The 15,534-nt window shown below is 59.2% G+C and carries 11 protein-coding genes and 3 pseudogenes; 6 read left to right on the top strand and 8 right to left on the bottom strand.

Translation table 11 applies throughout. The annotated features are described in order from the left end of the window. Positions 1 to 10 precede the first annotated feature (10 nt). Together H1204_RS12770 and H1204_RS12775 are read left to right on the top strand one after the other, a co-directional pair. Positions 11 to 1,012 (top strand): IS110 family transposase, encoded by a 1,002-nt coding sequence (locus H1204_RS12770; protein ID WP_243468626.1) that lies wholly within the window; start codon positions 11 to 13, stop codon positions 1,010 to 1,012. 298 nt (positions 1,013 to 1,310) lie between these two features. Further along, positions 1,311 to 2,112, top strand: a pseudogene (locus H1204_RS12775) (IS5 family transposase). Between the two features lie 286 nt (positions 2,113 to 2,398). Here H1204_RS12775 and H1204_RS12780 read toward each other — a convergent pair. From H1204_RS12780 to H1204_RS12805, 6 genes and pseudogenes are all read right to left on the bottom strand, one after another. Then, positions 2,399 to 3,625 (bottom strand): hypothetical protein, encoded by a 1,227-nt coding sequence (locus H1204_RS12780; RefSeq protein ID WP_180728592.1) that lies wholly within the window; start codon positions 3,623 to 3,625, stop codon positions 2,399 to 2,401. 1,401 nt (positions 3,626 to 5,026) lie between these two features. After that, positions 5,027 to 5,269, bottom strand: a complete 243-nt coding sequence (locus H1204_RS12785; protein ID WP_180728593.1) for an ATP-binding protein — start codon at positions 5,267 to 5,269, stop codon at positions 5,027 to 5,029. Positions 5,270 to 5,766: 497 nt separating this feature from the next. Beyond that, a pseudogene (locus H1204_RS51300) lies at positions 5,767 to 6,153 on the bottom strand (transposase); the annotation flags it as partial. A gap of 92 nt (positions 6,154 to 6,245) precedes the next feature. After that, positions 6,246 to 6,398 (bottom strand): annotated as a pseudogene (locus H1204_RS51305) (IS5/IS1182 family transposase); the annotation flags it as partial. A gap of 41 nt (positions 6,399 to 6,439) precedes the next feature. After that, on the bottom strand, positions 6,440 to 6,664 hold the full coding sequence (locus tag H1204_RS51310) for a hypothetical protein (protein WP_243468490.1): 225 nt from the start codon (positions 6,662 to 6,664) through the stop codon (positions 6,440 to 6,442). Between the two features lie 383 nt (positions 6,665 to 7,047). Continuing rightward, complete coding sequence (locus H1204_RS12805) at positions 7,048 to 8,442, bottom strand: phosphomannomutase/phosphoglucomutase (RefSeq protein ID WP_180728595.1); 1,395 nt, start codon at positions 8,440 to 8,442, stop codon at positions 7,048 to 7,050. A 246-nt stretch (positions 8,443 to 8,688) separates the two neighbouring features. On the opposite strand from H1204_RS12805, the gene H1204_RS12810 reads away from it, so the two are divergent. The 4 genes from H1204_RS12810 to galE are packed head-to-tail and all read left to right on the top strand — an operon-like array spanning position 8,689 to position 13,010. Next, positions 8,689 to 9,951, top strand: coding sequence for an oligosaccharide flippase family protein (locus H1204_RS12810; protein WP_180730951.1), 1,263 nt, complete (start codon positions 8,689 to 8,691; stop codon positions 9,949 to 9,951). Continuing rightward, complete coding sequence (locus tag H1204_RS12815) at positions 9,948 to 10,784, top strand: glycosyltransferase (RefSeq protein ID WP_180728596.1); 837 nt, start codon at positions 9,948 to 9,950, stop codon at positions 10,782 to 10,784. Before H1204_RS12810 ends, H1204_RS12815 begins: the two co-directional genes overlap by 4 nt. A 30-nt stretch (positions 10,785 to 10,814) precedes the next feature. Further along, entirely contained in the window at positions 10,815 to 11,975 is a 1,161-nt protein-coding gene (locus H1204_RS12820) for a glycosyltransferase family 4 protein (RefSeq protein ID WP_180728597.1), read from the top strand. Positions 11,976 to 11,987: 12 nt separating this feature from the next. Then, the gene (galE, locus tag H1204_RS12825) at positions 11,988 to 13,010 is read left to right on the top strand and encodes a UDP-glucose 4-epimerase GalE (RefSeq protein ID WP_180728598.1); all 1,023 of its coding nucleotides are present in this window, start codon (positions 11,988 to 11,990) and stop codon (positions 13,008 to 13,010) included. A gap of 371 nt (positions 13,011 to 13,381) precedes the next feature. Here galE and H1204_RS12830 read toward each other — a convergent pair whose 3' ends face one another. Further along, positions 13,382 to 13,825 carry a hypothetical protein gene (locus tag H1204_RS12830; protein WP_180728599.1) on the bottom strand — a complete coding sequence of 148 codons (444 nt, stop codon included), beginning with the start codon at positions 13,823 to 13,825 and terminating at the stop codon, positions 13,382 to 13,384. Between the two features lie 654 nt (positions 13,826 to 14,479). Continuing rightward, on the bottom strand, positions 14,480 to 15,514 hold the full coding sequence (locus H1204_RS12835) for a hypothetical protein (protein ID WP_180728600.1): 1,035 nt from the start codon (positions 15,512 to 15,514) through the stop codon (positions 14,480 to 14,482). Positions 15,515 to 15,534: the final 20 nt, after the last annotated feature.

The following is a 15,534-nucleotide window of genomic DNA, read 5'->3' on the forward strand; positions in this document are numbered from 1 at the left end:
ATCTACCGGTATTTTCTCGACCGTGCCGACGGCACCATCCCCGCCGACCCGCGGCCTGCGGCCTGCGGTGTTTCGCAAGAAGTCTTCGCGCAAGCAACTGCTCGAGTTCTTTGCCACGTTCCACCCTTGTACCGTCGTGATGGAGGCTTGCGCCGGCGCACATTGGATGGCACGCAAGATCGGCGCGTTCGGACATATCGTCAAGCTGATCTCACCGCACTTCGTGCGTCCGTTCGTTAAGAGCAACAAGAATGACTTCGTTGATGCCGAGGCGATTTGCGAAGCTGCGTCGCGACCTTCGATGCGATTCGTAACGCCGAAGACGGAATCGCAGCAAACTCTTCTGGCACTCCATCGGGTTCGCCAGGCTTTCGTCCGCGATAGAGTGCGTACCACCAACCAGATGCACGGATTCCTTCTAGAATTCGGGATTAGCCTGCCGGTCGGTCATGCCGTTGTAAAACGCCTTCCTTCAGTACTGGCCGAGCATCCACTGCCGCCGCGTCTGGTCTTGATACTCGAACAACTGCATGCGCACTTCAAATACCTTTCCGAGCAGATACGCGCTATCGAGAAGGAAATCGAACGTCAACTCGCCGATGATCCGATCGGTCAGCGTCTGTTGACAATTCCAGGTGTCGGACCTGTCACGGCAAGTCTGCTCGCCTCGGAACTCGGTGATGGCAAACAGTATCGGTGCAGTCGCGACTTCTCGGCGTCGGTCGGACTGGTGCCAAGGCAATACAGCACAGGGGGAAGGTCAAACCTGCTCGGAATATCCAAGCGCGGTGACAAGAATCTCCGTCACCTGCTGGTCCAGTGTGCTCGAGCATTCATGCTGCGCCTGGACAAACAACATGGTCGGATCGCCGACTGGACTCGCGCAATGCTGGCGCGACGCCATTCGAGCGTGGTTGCTTGTGCGCTCGCCAGCAAGCTTGCGCGAGTTGCGTGGGCGATGGTGACCCATGACGCGGTGTTCGAGCGACAAGCATCCGTTACCGGCGCGTGACGGACGTAGGGTCCACGGTTTAGAGTCAACCCATCAGGTTTTGCGACTGCTGATAATTGATGACGTGAACGGCCAAACGGCCTGACGGACACCCTGGAAGGTTAACCAGCTTTTAGAAGCTGCTCCTGTTATATGGACCGTCAGGCGCGATTCTCATCGTGGCGCGAGGACTGTTCCTCACAACGACGCCGGATAGATTTGTGCAAGCCATCCACCCATCAAGATCGCTGTTGCAAAAACGGGGGTGACCATAGATTAACCTTTTCATTGTTTCGACGACGAAAAGGAAGCTAAACCCATACTCGACGACGAACTTTGGGCACTCATCGAACCGTTGCTGCCCCCTCCCAAACCAAGGCGAAGCCGTTATCCGGGGCGCAAGCCGCTCGATGATCGTGCGCTGCTCACGGGCGCATCCTGTTCGTCCTGCAGACGGGCCTGCGCTGGGACTTGCTGCCGCGTGAGATGGGCTGCGGCAGCGGCATGAGTTACTGGCGCCGTCTGCGGGACTGGCAGGCTGCCGGCGTCTGGGACCGACTGCATGAAGTCCTGCTCGCAAAGCTGCGCGCGACTGACCAGATTGACTGGTCCCGTGTCGTCGTCGATTCCTCCTCGATTCGCGCAGTGGGTGCAGGTCAAAAACGGGACCGAATCCCACGGACCGCGCGCGACCCGGTTCAAAACACCATCTCATCACCGAAGCGCAGGGCATCCCGCTCGCGGTAATCCTCACTGGCGCCAATCGTAACGATGTTACCCAGCTTCACCCACTGGTTGGCGCCATCCCTCCCATTGCTGGCAAGCGCGGCCGGCCGCTTTCGAAGCCCCGCATTGTTCAGGGCGACCGGGGCCACGATCATGACAAATACCGCCGTCCACTACACGCAGCCGGCATCGTGACTGAAATCGCCCGACGCGGCGAGCCACACGGCAGCGGACTGGGCAAAACACGCCGGGTTGTCGAGCGCACCATTTCATGGCTCCACAACTTTCGACGACTGCGCATCCGCTTCGAACGTCTCGCATTCATCCATGAAGCCTTCATGAAAATCGCCTGCTGCATCATCTTCTGGCGAAAACTGCAGAACTCATTTTGTTAACGCTTGTAAAGGTGGCCATTCAACCGTCGGCTCCGCACTGCCCACTCGATGAGGTGTCCTGCCTGTAGAGGGCATCTCAACCGGCTTTCCTATTTGCACCAGAACCGCAAATAGAGGCGGCCTCGTGTTGAAAGCGGGAATGCAGGTGCCCCGCGAAACTGATGACGGCGCAGGGAAAGCGGTGGCCTTGACAGAGGGGCCTCGGGCGTTGCACTGCCTACGTGCAACGGCCCGACAACACCACCCTGAACAGCCAGCCCCGCTTCCATCGCTTACTGTCGAGTGATTATGGCGTAACCGAGCATCCCAACGTGCAGGTGTTGTTCGAGTACTGCGCCGCTTTGATGCCCCAGTTCTTTCCGATGATAGTACGGCTAGGAACGTTAGCACCTTTGAAACCCTGTGCGTTGCTCTTGCCCGACACCGTGTTGTTACGCACGATATTAGTGGAGTAGTCAGCGTTCCCTGCAATACCTCCCGTCAGCATCACCGACGACGACATGAGGGGTGCGCCATAGCCATATACAGCGTTGATCGTGTTGTACTCGATTACGTTGTGACCGGTCGCCTGGCTGGTGTTGTCGTTCTCGATGCCTACTGCGCAGTCGGTCACCGTGTTGTGTCCGATGTAGCCATTGGTGTGAGCAACCAGCACCGGACCATAGTAGCCGCAGCTTGAAAACGTGTTGTAGATGATCTGGTCGCCGCTACCGCCATTGGGCGAGCCGTAGGTCTGGAACATTGACTGGCCGAAGAACTGCTTGAAGCTGTTGCCTGCCAGGAAGAAGTTGCTGACAGGACCCTTCGTTTCAACCGGAATATCCCAATGCCGCGTGTCGTTGTCGTAGTACTGCGGGGCCACAGTATTTGCTCCCACGAAGTTGCACTCGACGATACTGTCATTCGTATAGGCATTCGTACCGTTGCCGATCAGGAACATATTGTAGTTGTAGCCCGTGTTCCGCTTGAGGATGGTCCCCTGGCACTGAATGTGACGGTTGCTTGCTCGCACATTGACCGTGCCGTTGATCACACACGTGCCGGCAGGAACCAACACGTCGCCCGCATTGACCGCCTTCTGGAACGCAGCCGTGTCATCCGTTACGCCATTGCACTTGGCCCCGTAAGTAATCGGGCTAACCGGATTGACCAGTGCGGGTGGCGTGTATCTGGTGGACGCAGCCGCTGCAACCGTGGCGGTGGCGGCGGTGGTCGACTTGACATAGCACGCTTTCACATAACCGACCGCAGGATCGGCCATCGCGCTATCGTCACATGGCACGCTGCCGCTATAGGTGCCGTTCACTGCATACATTGCCGAAGGAGAACTCGGAGGCCATGCACCATAGAGCACGCTTTGCGTGCCGGAGAAAGTACAGGTGCCATGCTCGTCCGCACACTTTGTCCACGTCACGCCGTTGACGGTAACGGTATCCGGATTGCTCGCTGCATAGCCGGTTGAAACAAATGCAAGCGAGAGAAGAGAAAATAAGAAGTACTTAATGTGTCTCATTCCATTGTTCCAAAAGTTAGATATGAACTTACTTATAGTGGTGACAGGATGAATCTGGGGAATGCGTGACCGTGTTCATCGCTGATGAAGCGATGTTTCAAAATCGGTCGGAAGACGCCGTCAGATATGGGCGTGCGGACGCCTCTGGTTGTCAGATTGCCAGATCTGTTGAGTTGCAACAGTTAGCACAAACAATTAGTACTACAAATTAAAAATTAGTGCAAACACCTCATCAGCAAGGCCCATTAGTTAACAAACCCTTGGATTGCACCACCGGAATGCAATACAGGACAGTGAGACGCTCCCGCATGCTTCGACTGCGACACGTATCGATCGACCTCCATCAAGCGTCGATGATCCGCCTGCCACGCGTGCGGCAAAAAGCCGACGATAAGATTACGCACGCCGGCGGCCTGAACGCGTAATGCGTCGGAAGACTTACACCAGACAACCGGCCACTGCAAATAAGACAATCGACTCCCAAAGTCAGCCATTGATTTAGGCCTGCTGAAAGTCAGATTGGATTTACTTCTTTCAACATTTCATGCTCGCCGCCACGGGACTGCAAGAACCGTTAGTTCCCACCCACGTTGTCGAGCCACATACATAGATCATGCCGCAATAATTGCGGCATTCTTCTGACACTTACGGTATAATTTGCGGCCGTCCTGCAGTTGAGATTATATGCATTTTCCCCCTTGTAACGCAGGTTGAAATCCTGCGGATAAGCACTAACCCGAACCACATCGGGTCATCTAGCCAAGAATCGCCTATCTGATCCACGAAATTAAGGCGCCCGTCCGTGGTTTAACGTTAAATTAGCGAAATGTTTTTTAACAACACCGGGTTGTGGCTTGACAACTTTATAATGACGTGGAAAGTAGGTTGGAAAAGTGCGCCGACGATATCAGTTTCTCCCTCCACATTGTGACAATCTGACAAGAGATGCGAGTGTTCGCTGCGCTTTTTGCGATATGAAATACAGATTGGAGTAAGGGTCGATAAGCAAGGTATTTGCTTATATTGAGGTCGTCGAATTGATTAGCAGTGGACCGATGGACCCGACTCGCGCACGTCAAATGTCCATTGACAGTCGTGTGTATGACTTCGATCCGCGCCCAAGAAGCCAGGCGTACTAGAGGGTCTCGAATCGCAGCATCGGTTGCGTGCGTCACTTGATCGCCACATCAAGTTCGAGGCTACATCATGCTCAGCTTCCCAAATTTCGGGAATGGTCCTCGGGCGAATGTTCCTTGTCGACAACCCTTTCCGACGTTTCCGATTCGGCGCGACACCCCGTAATCGCCGGCGCATCGCGCTCGGACGCGAGCGTTGACGAGCAAACGTCGAAACAGCGCCGCTGACGATGGGATACTCGACGGTACGGAACGCGAGACCCTTTTACGACGAAACAGCCGAATGGACGGGTGTCGTGTACTCAAAGATAGCGCCGCTGAGTACATCTGCGCGCGCCCACAATCGACCGCCAAGTGCTTCGATGATTGCACGGCAGATCGATAGACCCATCCCCAAACCGGTAGTCTTTGTCGTATCGAACGGCTCAAAGAGGTACTCGATATGCCCGGGCGCGATACCAGGACTGGAATCGCACACCGTCACCGTGACGACATTCGGCTCACTCATGGAGATCGCGGGTGATCGTAATGCTCGGGTTCAAGCGGTTCCGGAACGAGGCCCTACCCTCTATGGCATCGAACTGACGCATCGCATTCGCAAAGGCCACTTTCGCTTTCACGAGAGAGCACCTCAAAGATATCACCTCGCCCTCGATCTGGATGGCGCTTCTTTCAGCTCGTTGAGGTCTCGGAAAAATCGGCGATTTCTCGCCTGAGTACCCAATTTGCACCATGTATAGACGACTCCCTGTTGTCAAGCAGTCTCCGTTCTCTGAACTTGGGTCGAGGTTGCAGCCATGTATTCGGGCTCGGTTCACACAGCACTCACTGCCGGCCCACGATGAATATCCGCGAATGGGTACCCCATCACAGCCTCGGACCTGGTTGCCCTTGGTGCAAAGCGGGTTTGGCCCACCACGGTCCGACCGTTCTGTCATCGAATGAAGTCTGCTCAAGCAACCTCTGGAAGGTGAACGCTAATGTCGTGGTAATAGCTGGGGGCTGCTAATCCATCGCGCTCGATCGCGCGGGAACATGGCCGGCCTGATAGGCCTGATTTCGTATCAGCATGGCCCACGCCGTACGCGCATTCTTTGCCGCGAGCGGCGGCAATGTTTTTGTGTCGGCGTCGACACAGTTTCATCAGCCAGGAATCAGCCATCTCGGGCTTGAGGGCTGCCAGCGGATAACCGCGCGGGCACCGTGAATCAGAAGGGATCGTAAAGCCGTATCGCCGCGCTTGCTGATACCCAGCAAGCGCGCAGTGCCACCCGAGGAATGCTGGCGTGGGACCAGACCCAGTCATGCAGCGAGTTCCCTGCCGCTGCGAAAGGCGTGGGCGTTGCCAATGGAGGCTGCCAGGGCCGATGCCGTCAGCGCCCCGATTCCGGGTGTTGTTTCCAGAAGGGAGGCTGGCCGATCTGGCTTTGACGATGACACTAAATAGTCGGGCCTTAATAATTCGCTTTAGTCGGCCGTTGCCCTCACGGCTGGAAGACCACAGTGATTGAGCGGTTGAGCAAAGCGATCAGAACAAGGACGCAGAAAAGCCGCAGCTTTCTGAGGATCATCCGCAGGTTATGGCCGGCGCCGCACAGCACTGCGTGAATCGCGTCACCGAGCGCACCTTTGAGCGGTTATGCAGCACGAGCAGGGAGCGGATCCAAAAGGGAAGTCCTTATAGGTTGGTGTGCGCGGTGCGCTCCTTGCGCAGGCGTTCGAACTCGCGGTGCAGGCGCCGGTCGTCTTCCTGCTCGGGCGTCGGGATGCGTGCAGCCGCCCATACCCGTCGCTCGCCGGTGAGATAACGCATCAGCATGGACAGCAGCTTGTCGCTGTCAAGCCGGTCCGTCTTCGCGCGACGGGCACGCCGGTTCATCTCGATACTGGCCGAATCCACCACGAGATTGGCAATGGCATGGCCTGTTGAGTCAGCCAGCGGTGCAGCCAGAAGCCGTCGCGCCCCGCCTCATAACAGCTGTAGACGGGCGCGTCGGCGCTGAGGTGGCAGGGCGCCCTGGCTTTCGCGATGGCGGTGAGGACCGCGGTAGTTTCGCCTGCGGCGACAGTACAGCCGCTGGGCGCGCGCTGACATCACCCAGTGAGAGCTTCCAGCTCTTCTCGCCCAGTTCAAAAAGGCCATATACACCCGGCTGCCTGCCCTCGTATTCTGCCCACGGAGGGCTGTGCGAGACGCGTCCATTTTGCGTGCCCCTTTGGAGAAAACGAGTCTGCGAATCCCGTTTTACTCCGGCGGGCTTACTTACACAGCCCTCCCATAGCATCTCAGAACGGCAACTTAGCGTCAGCCTTCTCAGCCAGAATCACGCGCCGAAAATCTTCCTGAATCCGCTTCAAAGCCGCATCATTGTCGGCCTCAAACCGCATGACAACGACGGGCGTCGTATTAGAAGACCGCGCGAGCCCGAACCCATCCGGATACTCGACGCGCAAGCCGTCAATAGTCACAACCTGATCGGCGTCAGGAAACGTCGCACTCTTCTGCAAACGCGCGATCAGCTCAAAATTCTCGCCTTCCTGAAGCTTCAGCTGCAGTTCCGGCGTGGAATGCGAATTCGGCAGGTCATTGAGCAGCTTGCTCGGATCCTGCACGCGCGCAAGAATTTCCAGCAACCGCGCCCCCGTGTACAGGCCGTCATCGAACCCATACCAGCGGTCCTTAAAGAACACGTGGCCGCTCATTTCGCCCGCAAGCGGGGCGCCTGTTTCCCGCAGCTTCGCCTTCACGAGCGAGTGGCCCGTCTTCCACATCAGCGGCTCGCCGCCCTTCTCCTTGACCCACGTCGCCAGATTGCGCGTGCACTTCACGTCGTAGATGATCTGCGCGCCCTTGTTGCGCGACAGCACTTCTTCGGCGAACAGCATCAGCTGGCGGTCCGGATAAATGATCTGGCCGTCCTTCGTCACGACGCCGAGGCGATCGCCGTCGCCGTCAAACGCGAAGCCGATCTCGGCGTCCGTTTCCCTCAGTGCGCGGATCACGTCCTGCAGGTTTTCCGGGTGCGCCGGGTCCGGGTGGTGATTCGGGAAGTTGCCGTCGATCTCCGTGAACAACTCGACCAGCTCGCAACCCAGCGCCTTGAACAGGCGCGGCGCGAGACCGCCCGCGACGCCGTTGCCCGTATCGACGACGAGCTTCAGCGGCCGCGCGAGCTTGATGTCGCTCGCGATGCGATCGAGGTACGCATCGGCGATGTCGTACTCCTGATACGTGCCGCTGCCGCTTTCGAAGCGGTTTTCGGTGATGCGCTTGTACAGCCCCTGAATCTGTTCGCCGTAGATGGCTGCGCCGCGCAGCACCATCTTGAAGCCGTTGTAGTCGGGCGGATTGTGGCTGCCCGTGACGACGATGCATGAATCGACGCGGCGTTCGCCGCCTTCGAGCTTGAGTGGCACACTGGCCGCAAAATAACCGACGGGCGTCGGCACCATGCCGACGTTGACCACGTCGACACCCGCTGCGCGCAGTCCGTCCGACAGCGCCAGGATCAGTTCGGGACCCGAGAGCCGGCCGTCGCGCGCGACGACGACGGCATCGCCGCCCTGCGCGCGAACTTCGCTGCCGAATGCGCGACCGATCGAACGCGCGGTCTCGGCGTCGAGGGTCTTGCCGATCACTCCGCGGATGTCATATGCCTTGAATATGGATTGCGAGATCATGGATTGGCTCACTTACGTGCAATGGAAAATGTGGTTGACACAGCGTGGTCATGGCACTGTGCCTTGCCGGAAGCGGTCCGGATACAACTTATAATTGCGCTTTTCAGCGTTGCCTTACTGGCACCATTCTAATGCTTAGACGCCCCGGGCTCACAAAGTTGCCGCATCGCTGGTTCGGCTGGGCACGCCAATTTACAGACTATATGCACCTCCCGTGCCCGCAGACAGCAGACGGTCGCCATGCGCATGCCAGCGCTTAAGCGTTTCACGAATCCGGACGTCACGCGCGCTGTCGCAAACCTTGTCTGGCTTGGCCTCGAGCGCCTCACGCAGATCGGCGTGGCGATCGCGATCAGCGGCGTGCTGGCGCGCTACTTCGGCCCCGATGTGTTCGGCAAATGGCAATACGCCAATACGCTTTTGCTCGTCCTGTCGCCGATTACATGGGTGTGCGGCGCGGAGATTCTGGTGCCGACCATCGTCCATCGTCCGCCTGAGCAACTCGGCACCGTGCTCGGCAGCGCGTTTGCGCTGCGGCTCTCGGTGTCGGCCGTCGCATTGCTGCTGACCTGGGCGGGAATCGCGGCGGGCTTCACCGATCCCGTCGTCGGCGCGATGCTCGCCGGGCTCGCCGTCACGATGCTGTTTCGCGAGCCATTCGTCGGCGTGATCAACGCGTGGCTGCAAAGCATGACCTACAGCAAGCCGCAACTGCTCACCAGCATGACGACAGCCATCGCGAAGGCCGTGGTCGTCTGGCTGCTGGTGCGCGCCGCCGCGGCGCCCTCGCGCTTCGGCTGGCTGTGGGCGCTCGAATCGGCCGTGATCGGCGCGGTGCTGATCACCTATTACATGCAAAGGCACGGCGGCAAGCTCGGCTGGCACGTCGACCGCGCGCTCTTCCGCCACTTCGCGACGGCGGGCACGGTGTTCTGGCTCGGCCTGATCTGCATGTACCTGTTCCTGAAGCTCGACCGGCTGATGCTGGAGCGCGCCATTTCGTTCGCCGATCTCGGCCGCTATTCCGCCGCGCAACAACTGAACGAAAACTGGATCACGCTGGCGCTTATGCTGGCGCAAACGCTTGCGCCCGCCTTTGTCTACCGCGTTCAGGACGCCGCGCAGCTGCGCCGCAACATGTGGCGGCTCACGGCGATGACGGCAGTCTTGATGATCGCAGGCGCATTCGTGCTCGATCTCCTTGCGGGCTTCATCATCCGCCGCGTGTTCGGGGCGAACTTCGAAGAAGCCGTCGATATCTTCCGCTGGGCCGTGTGGCTGTCCGTGCCCGCCGGCATCGAGGCAATCGGCAACCTGGTCATCCTGAAGTATCAGGCGAAGTTCGTGTTGCTGTCGAAGTGGCTGCTAGCGCTCGCCGTTGCCTGCGTCGTCAATCTGCTGGCGATTCCGCGCTTCGGCACGTATGGCGCGCTGATCGGACTTGCACTTGGCTATCTGGCCGCGGCGTCCATCAATTTCTATTACATCCGTTACAAGCTGCGTCCATGACGTCTTTTTCATTCACGCCGCCCATGGCCGCCTCGCTCGACGACGTCGCCGTGCTGATGCCAGCCTATAACGGCCAGGCCGACGTCGAGCGCACGCTCGCGTCGTTCAGCGAGGACGCGCGCGTCCACGTGCTGATCGTTGACGACGGCAGCACGCCGCCCATCGTTGCGCCCACGCTGCCGAACATGTCGATCGAAGTGCTGCGCATGTCGCAGAACGGCGGCATCGAGCGCGCGTTGCACGCGGGTATCGAAGCGCTCGCGGCGCGCGGCTTTCGCTACGCCGCGCGTATCGACGCGGGCGATCTGACCGTGCCGCAGCGTCTTGCGCGACAGCGCGCGTATCTCGAAGCGCATCCGCGGGTCGCGGGGCTGGGCATGTGGACGCAAGTGGTGTCGCGCGACGGCCAGCCGCTTTTCATGCTGACGCCGCCCGCCGAGCCGCGCGTCATCCGGCGCGTGCGCTTCATGCGCGCGTGCTTCGTGCATCCGTCGATGATGCTGCGCGTCGATGCCGTGCTCGCCGCAGGCAACTATCGCGAGGCATATAAGGCGGCCGAAGATCTCGATCTGTTCCTGCGCCTGATGGAGCGCCACGACTGCGCGAATCTGCCCGAACTCGGCCTGTATTACGAGCTGAACGAAGGCGGCATCAGCGCGACGAAGCGGCGCCGCCAGATCGCGTCGACGCTGCGTTTGCAACTGCGCTATTTCAACGCGCTGAATCCGTTCGACTGGCTCGGCCTCGCAAAGAACCTGCTGCACTTCGCCACGCCATACAAAACGCTTCAACGCGTCAAGAAGCGGCTCTACGCATCGCGCGCGAGCCTTTGATATCCACATGATCGAACCCGCATCGCAAGCATGAAGCAACCCATCGAATCCGCCGGCGCGCTGCGCATCGCGCTCGTATGCAACACCGCGTTTGCGATCCACACATACCGGCAAGGGCTGATACGAACGCTCGTCGCGCGCGGCGTCGAAGTGACGGTGATCGCTCCGCGTGACCGCACCACCGCTCTGCTCGAACAGATGGGCTGCCGCTGCATCGAGTTCCACGTCGCGTCGAAAGGCACGAATCCGCGCGACGATCTGCGCACGATGTGGTCGCTGTACCGGCTGTATCGCGCGATCCGTCCGCATATTGTGTTTCACTACACGATCAAACCGAACATCTATGGCTCGATTGCGGCGAAACTGGCAGGCGTCGATTCGGTTGCCGTGACGACGGGCCTCGGTTATGTTTTTATCCAGAAGAGCCGCGCCGCGCAAATCGCCAAGCTGATGTACCGCTTTGCATTCCGTTTTCCGCGCGAAATATGGTTCTTGAATAAGGACGATGAAGCAGCGTTTCGCGACCAGAATCTGCTCGCGCATCCCGGGCGGGCGCGGCTGCTGCACGGCGAAGGCGTCGACCTCGAACAGTTTTTCTTCACGCCTCGCCCAAGGCGTGAAAATAACCATCAGACATTTTCTTTTGTATTAATCGGCCGCCTGTTGTGGGATAAAGGCGTGAGCGAATATGTCGAAGCAGCGCGACAGCTGCGCGCGAAGTATCCGCATGCGCACTTCCAGTTGCTCGGGCCCGTCGGCGTCGACAATCCGAGCGCGATTTCGCAGGCCGAAGTTGACGCGTGGGTGCGCGAAGGCGTGATCGACTATCTGGGTGAGGCGCATGACGTGCGTCCGCTGATCGCCGCCGCCGATTGCGTCGTACTGCCCTCGTATCGCGAAGGCGTGCCCCGCACGCTAATGGAAGCGTCAGCGATGGGACGGCCCATCGTCGCCACCAACGTGCCGGGCTGCCGCGAAGTCGTCACGGACGGTGTCAACGGCTTGTTATGCGAGGCGCGTAATGTTGGCAGTCTTGCTACGAAGCTGGCGCAGATGCTCGACATGAGCGACGACGAGCGTCGCGCGATGGGCAAGCGCGGCCGCGAGAAGGTCGCACAGGAATTTGACGAACGCGGTGTCATAGAACGGTATAAAGGCCTGATTCAGCAATTGACAGGCATATCACTCTAAAGGGAGCTCAGCATGACCACGAAGGGCACGATTCTGGTAACGGGCGGTGCAGGCTTTATCGGTTCGCACACGTGCGTGGAACTGCTCAACAGCGACTACGACGTGGTCGTGATCGACAATCTCGTGAACAGCAAGCGTGAATCGATCGCGCGCGTCGAGAAGATCACGGGCAAGAAGGTCGCGTTCTACGAAGCGGACGTGCGCGACGAAGCCATCCTCAACACGATCTTCGACAAGCATCCCATTACGGGCGCGATTCACTTCGCGGCGCTGAAGGCGGTGGGCGAATCGGTGGCAAAACCGCTCGAGTACTACCGCAACAACATGGACGGCCTGCTCGTGCTGCTCGACGTGATGCGCGCGCGCAATGTGAAGCAGTTCGTGTTCAGCTCGTCGGCAACCGTGTATGGCGTGCCTAAGAACTCGCCGATCGATGAAACGTTCCCGCTCTCGGCTACGAATCCGTATGGCCAGAGCAAGCTGATCGCCGAGCAGATCTTGCGCGATCTCGAAGTGTCCGATCCGTCGTGGCGCATCGCGACGCTGCGCTACTTCAATCCCGTCGGCGCGCACGAAAGCGGTCTGATCGGCGAAGATCCGGGTGGCGTGCCGAACAATCTGATGCCGTATGTCGCGCAGGTCGCCGTCGGCAAGCTCGAAAGACTGCGCGTGTTCGGCGGCGATTACGACACGTCGGACGGCACGGGCGTGCGCGACTACATTCACGTCGTCGATCTGGCACGTGGGCATATTGCGGCGCTCGACGCGCTCGTTAAGCGCGATGCGAGCTTCGTCGTCAATCTTGGCACGGGCCAGGGCTATAGCGTGCTCGAGGTCGTGAAGGCGTTCGAGAAGGCCTCGGGCAAGCCCGTGCCGTATGAGATCGTCGCGCGGCGCCCCGGCGATGTCGCGCAATGCTTCGCCAACCCTGCGAAGGCGCTCGACGTGATCGGCTGGCAAGCGCAATACGGCATCGAGCGCATGTGCGCGGACCACTGGCGCTGGCAGGCGCAGAATCCGCGCGGCTTCGAATGATGCACAGGCCGCATGGCACGCGGAAGGCGTTGCCGCATCCTGTGATGGCTGATGACTCGCAGCTGTACCTGCTACGCCGTCCAGCGACAAGCAGTTAACTGGACCCACAAAAAGCGCTGAATGTCCGGCCATGCGGGACCGGAAGTTGTCCGGCACGCGAGCATCGTGTCGGCCCCGGTCCCTTCACAACGTCTCTGGCCAAGGATCTGCACGCACGGCAGGCTGCACACGCGTCATCAACTACGCGTTGAATGTGTGGGAGCTCATGCAAGAATCGCGAATTCCGAAGGGGATGGACCGCTTTCCACGTTGAAAACCGGAACTCGGGTGATCTGATCGCAAGAATAACGATATGGCGATCGCGGGTCCATTCAGGCAAGTCTTTCGTGCAGCCAGACAAGCCACCAACGCCACATGGGCACCTGATAATAAAGCTGGGTGGTCGTCACTGACATACAGGTGGCGATCTCGACATATTTCCCTGCCACCATCCCGAACCGTGATTTCGGAACTTCGTCCTCTTCCCATTGGCACCACCAGCTTTTCGTATCGCTCACAGCACAGAAGGGAAAGCGCTGCGGTTCACCTGGATCGTCGACCCTCCAGTACGACACTGAGTGCTGATCGGCCAGAACCCTGTAGGTCATGGGGACATCGGTCTTTTCGTTGCCGGGGCAAACGCCGCTGACCGGCTTGCCATCACAAGACAACATGTAGACGGTCACTTCATTTCCATACGGCAACAAGGACGCTGACCCGTCGGGAACAAGTCCAATGCCTGAGGCGATCACGATAGAACCAACAAGTCGATTCATTATGTAGACGCCTCCGTCAGGCTGCGCGGCATCGAACAGTCCACCCCAGTCGCCCACCACGTATTGAAGGGCATCGTAGCATTGCGCGGCGACCGCAAAAACGGGTGAATGTGAGGAACCGCACGCTCAAGGTTAAAGAAGCATTGCGCGAAGGTCGGGGGCGGATTAGATCACTGCGGTACCAGGCTGCGCGGCGCACGCCCCGTTGCGCATGCGGCGGCTTCGGCGTGGACAATCAGGGCGCGAGTGCCGTGGTGATTCCGTAATCACGCCAGGCGCCGCGACCGTCTTGCCTGAAACGGTAAAAAGTACATTTCCGGAGATGTGTCGCGCCGGCTGAAGGGACTGAAAACAACTCGCCGCTCAAGTTCTTTGACGAGCTTTCCACATAGAGGCGATGCGAAAAGTGAACAAAGGGAAACGGGCCGAATGCAGACGATTGTGGGAGCCAGTATCGGGCCTGCGTTTCGGGGCGTGGCACCGCCCTTCGCCTGCGCCCGAACGTCCCAGGCCCACTGATGCAGGGAACTGCCCGTGAAACCTGGGCACTGCACGCAAAAACACCCCAACGCCGGACCAGTGTCCAACGTTGGGGTGCAGTTCTAGCCCCGCCCGCCCTGCGTGGGTCCGCGGGCGCGAGCCACTACGAACTGATTACTTCGTAACCGTGCATCCCGAGACGCAGGTATTGTTCGAATACTGCGCCGCTTTGATGCCCCAGGACGTGCCGATGATGGTACGGCTCCCAATATTGGCGCCACGGAAACCCTGTGCGTTGCTCGTGCCCGACACCGTGTTGTTACGCACGATGTTGGTGGAATAGTTAGCGCTTGCCGCCACACCGCCCGTGAGCATCACCGACGCAGTCATGTCAGGTGCGCCATAGCCATATACAGCCTTGATCGTGTTGTACTCGATCACGTTGCCGCCAGTAGCCTGGCTGGTGTTGTCGTTCTCGATGCCCACTGCGCAGTCGGTCACCGTGTTGTGGCCGATGTAGCCGTTGGTGTGAGCAACGAACACTGGACCGTAGTAGCCACAGCTTGCAAACGTGTTGTACATGATCTTGTCGCCGCTGCCGCCATTGGTCGCAGCGTAGGTCTGGAACATCGACTGGCCGAAGAACTGCTTGAAGCTGTTGCCCGCCAGGAAGAAGTTGCTGACCGGACCGGTCGTTTCAACGGGAATGTCCCAATGCCGGTTGTCATTGCCGTAGTACTGCGGGGCTGCCGTGTTTGCGCCCACGAAGTTGCACTCAACGATACTGTCGTTCGTGTAGGCGTTTGTATAGTCGCCGATGACGAACATCTGCATGTTGTAGCCGGTGGTCCGCTTGAGGATGGTACCCTGGCACTGGATGTGTCGGTTGCTCACGCGCACATTGAGCGTGCCATTGATCACGCAGGTACCGGCAGGGACCAGCACATCGCCCGCATTGATCGCCTTCTGGAACGCAGCCGTATCATCGGTCGAGCCATTGCACTTTGCGCCATAGGTGATCGGGTTCACCGGATTCACCAGTGCCGGCGGCGTGTATTGGGTAGCCGACGACGTGGTCGTGGTGGACTTCACATAGCACGCCTTGATGTAACCAGCAGCGGGATCAGCCATCGCGCTGTTGTCACACGGCACGCTGCTGCTGTAGGGCCATTCACTGCGTACATGGCCGATGGCGAGTTCGGAGGCCATGCACCATAGAGCACGCTTTG

The sequence above is a fragment of the Paraburkholderia sp. PGU19 genome, from assembly GCF_013426915.1.
Taxonomy (GTDB): Bacteria; Pseudomonadota; Gammaproteobacteria; order Burkholderiales; family Burkholderiaceae; genus Paraburkholderia.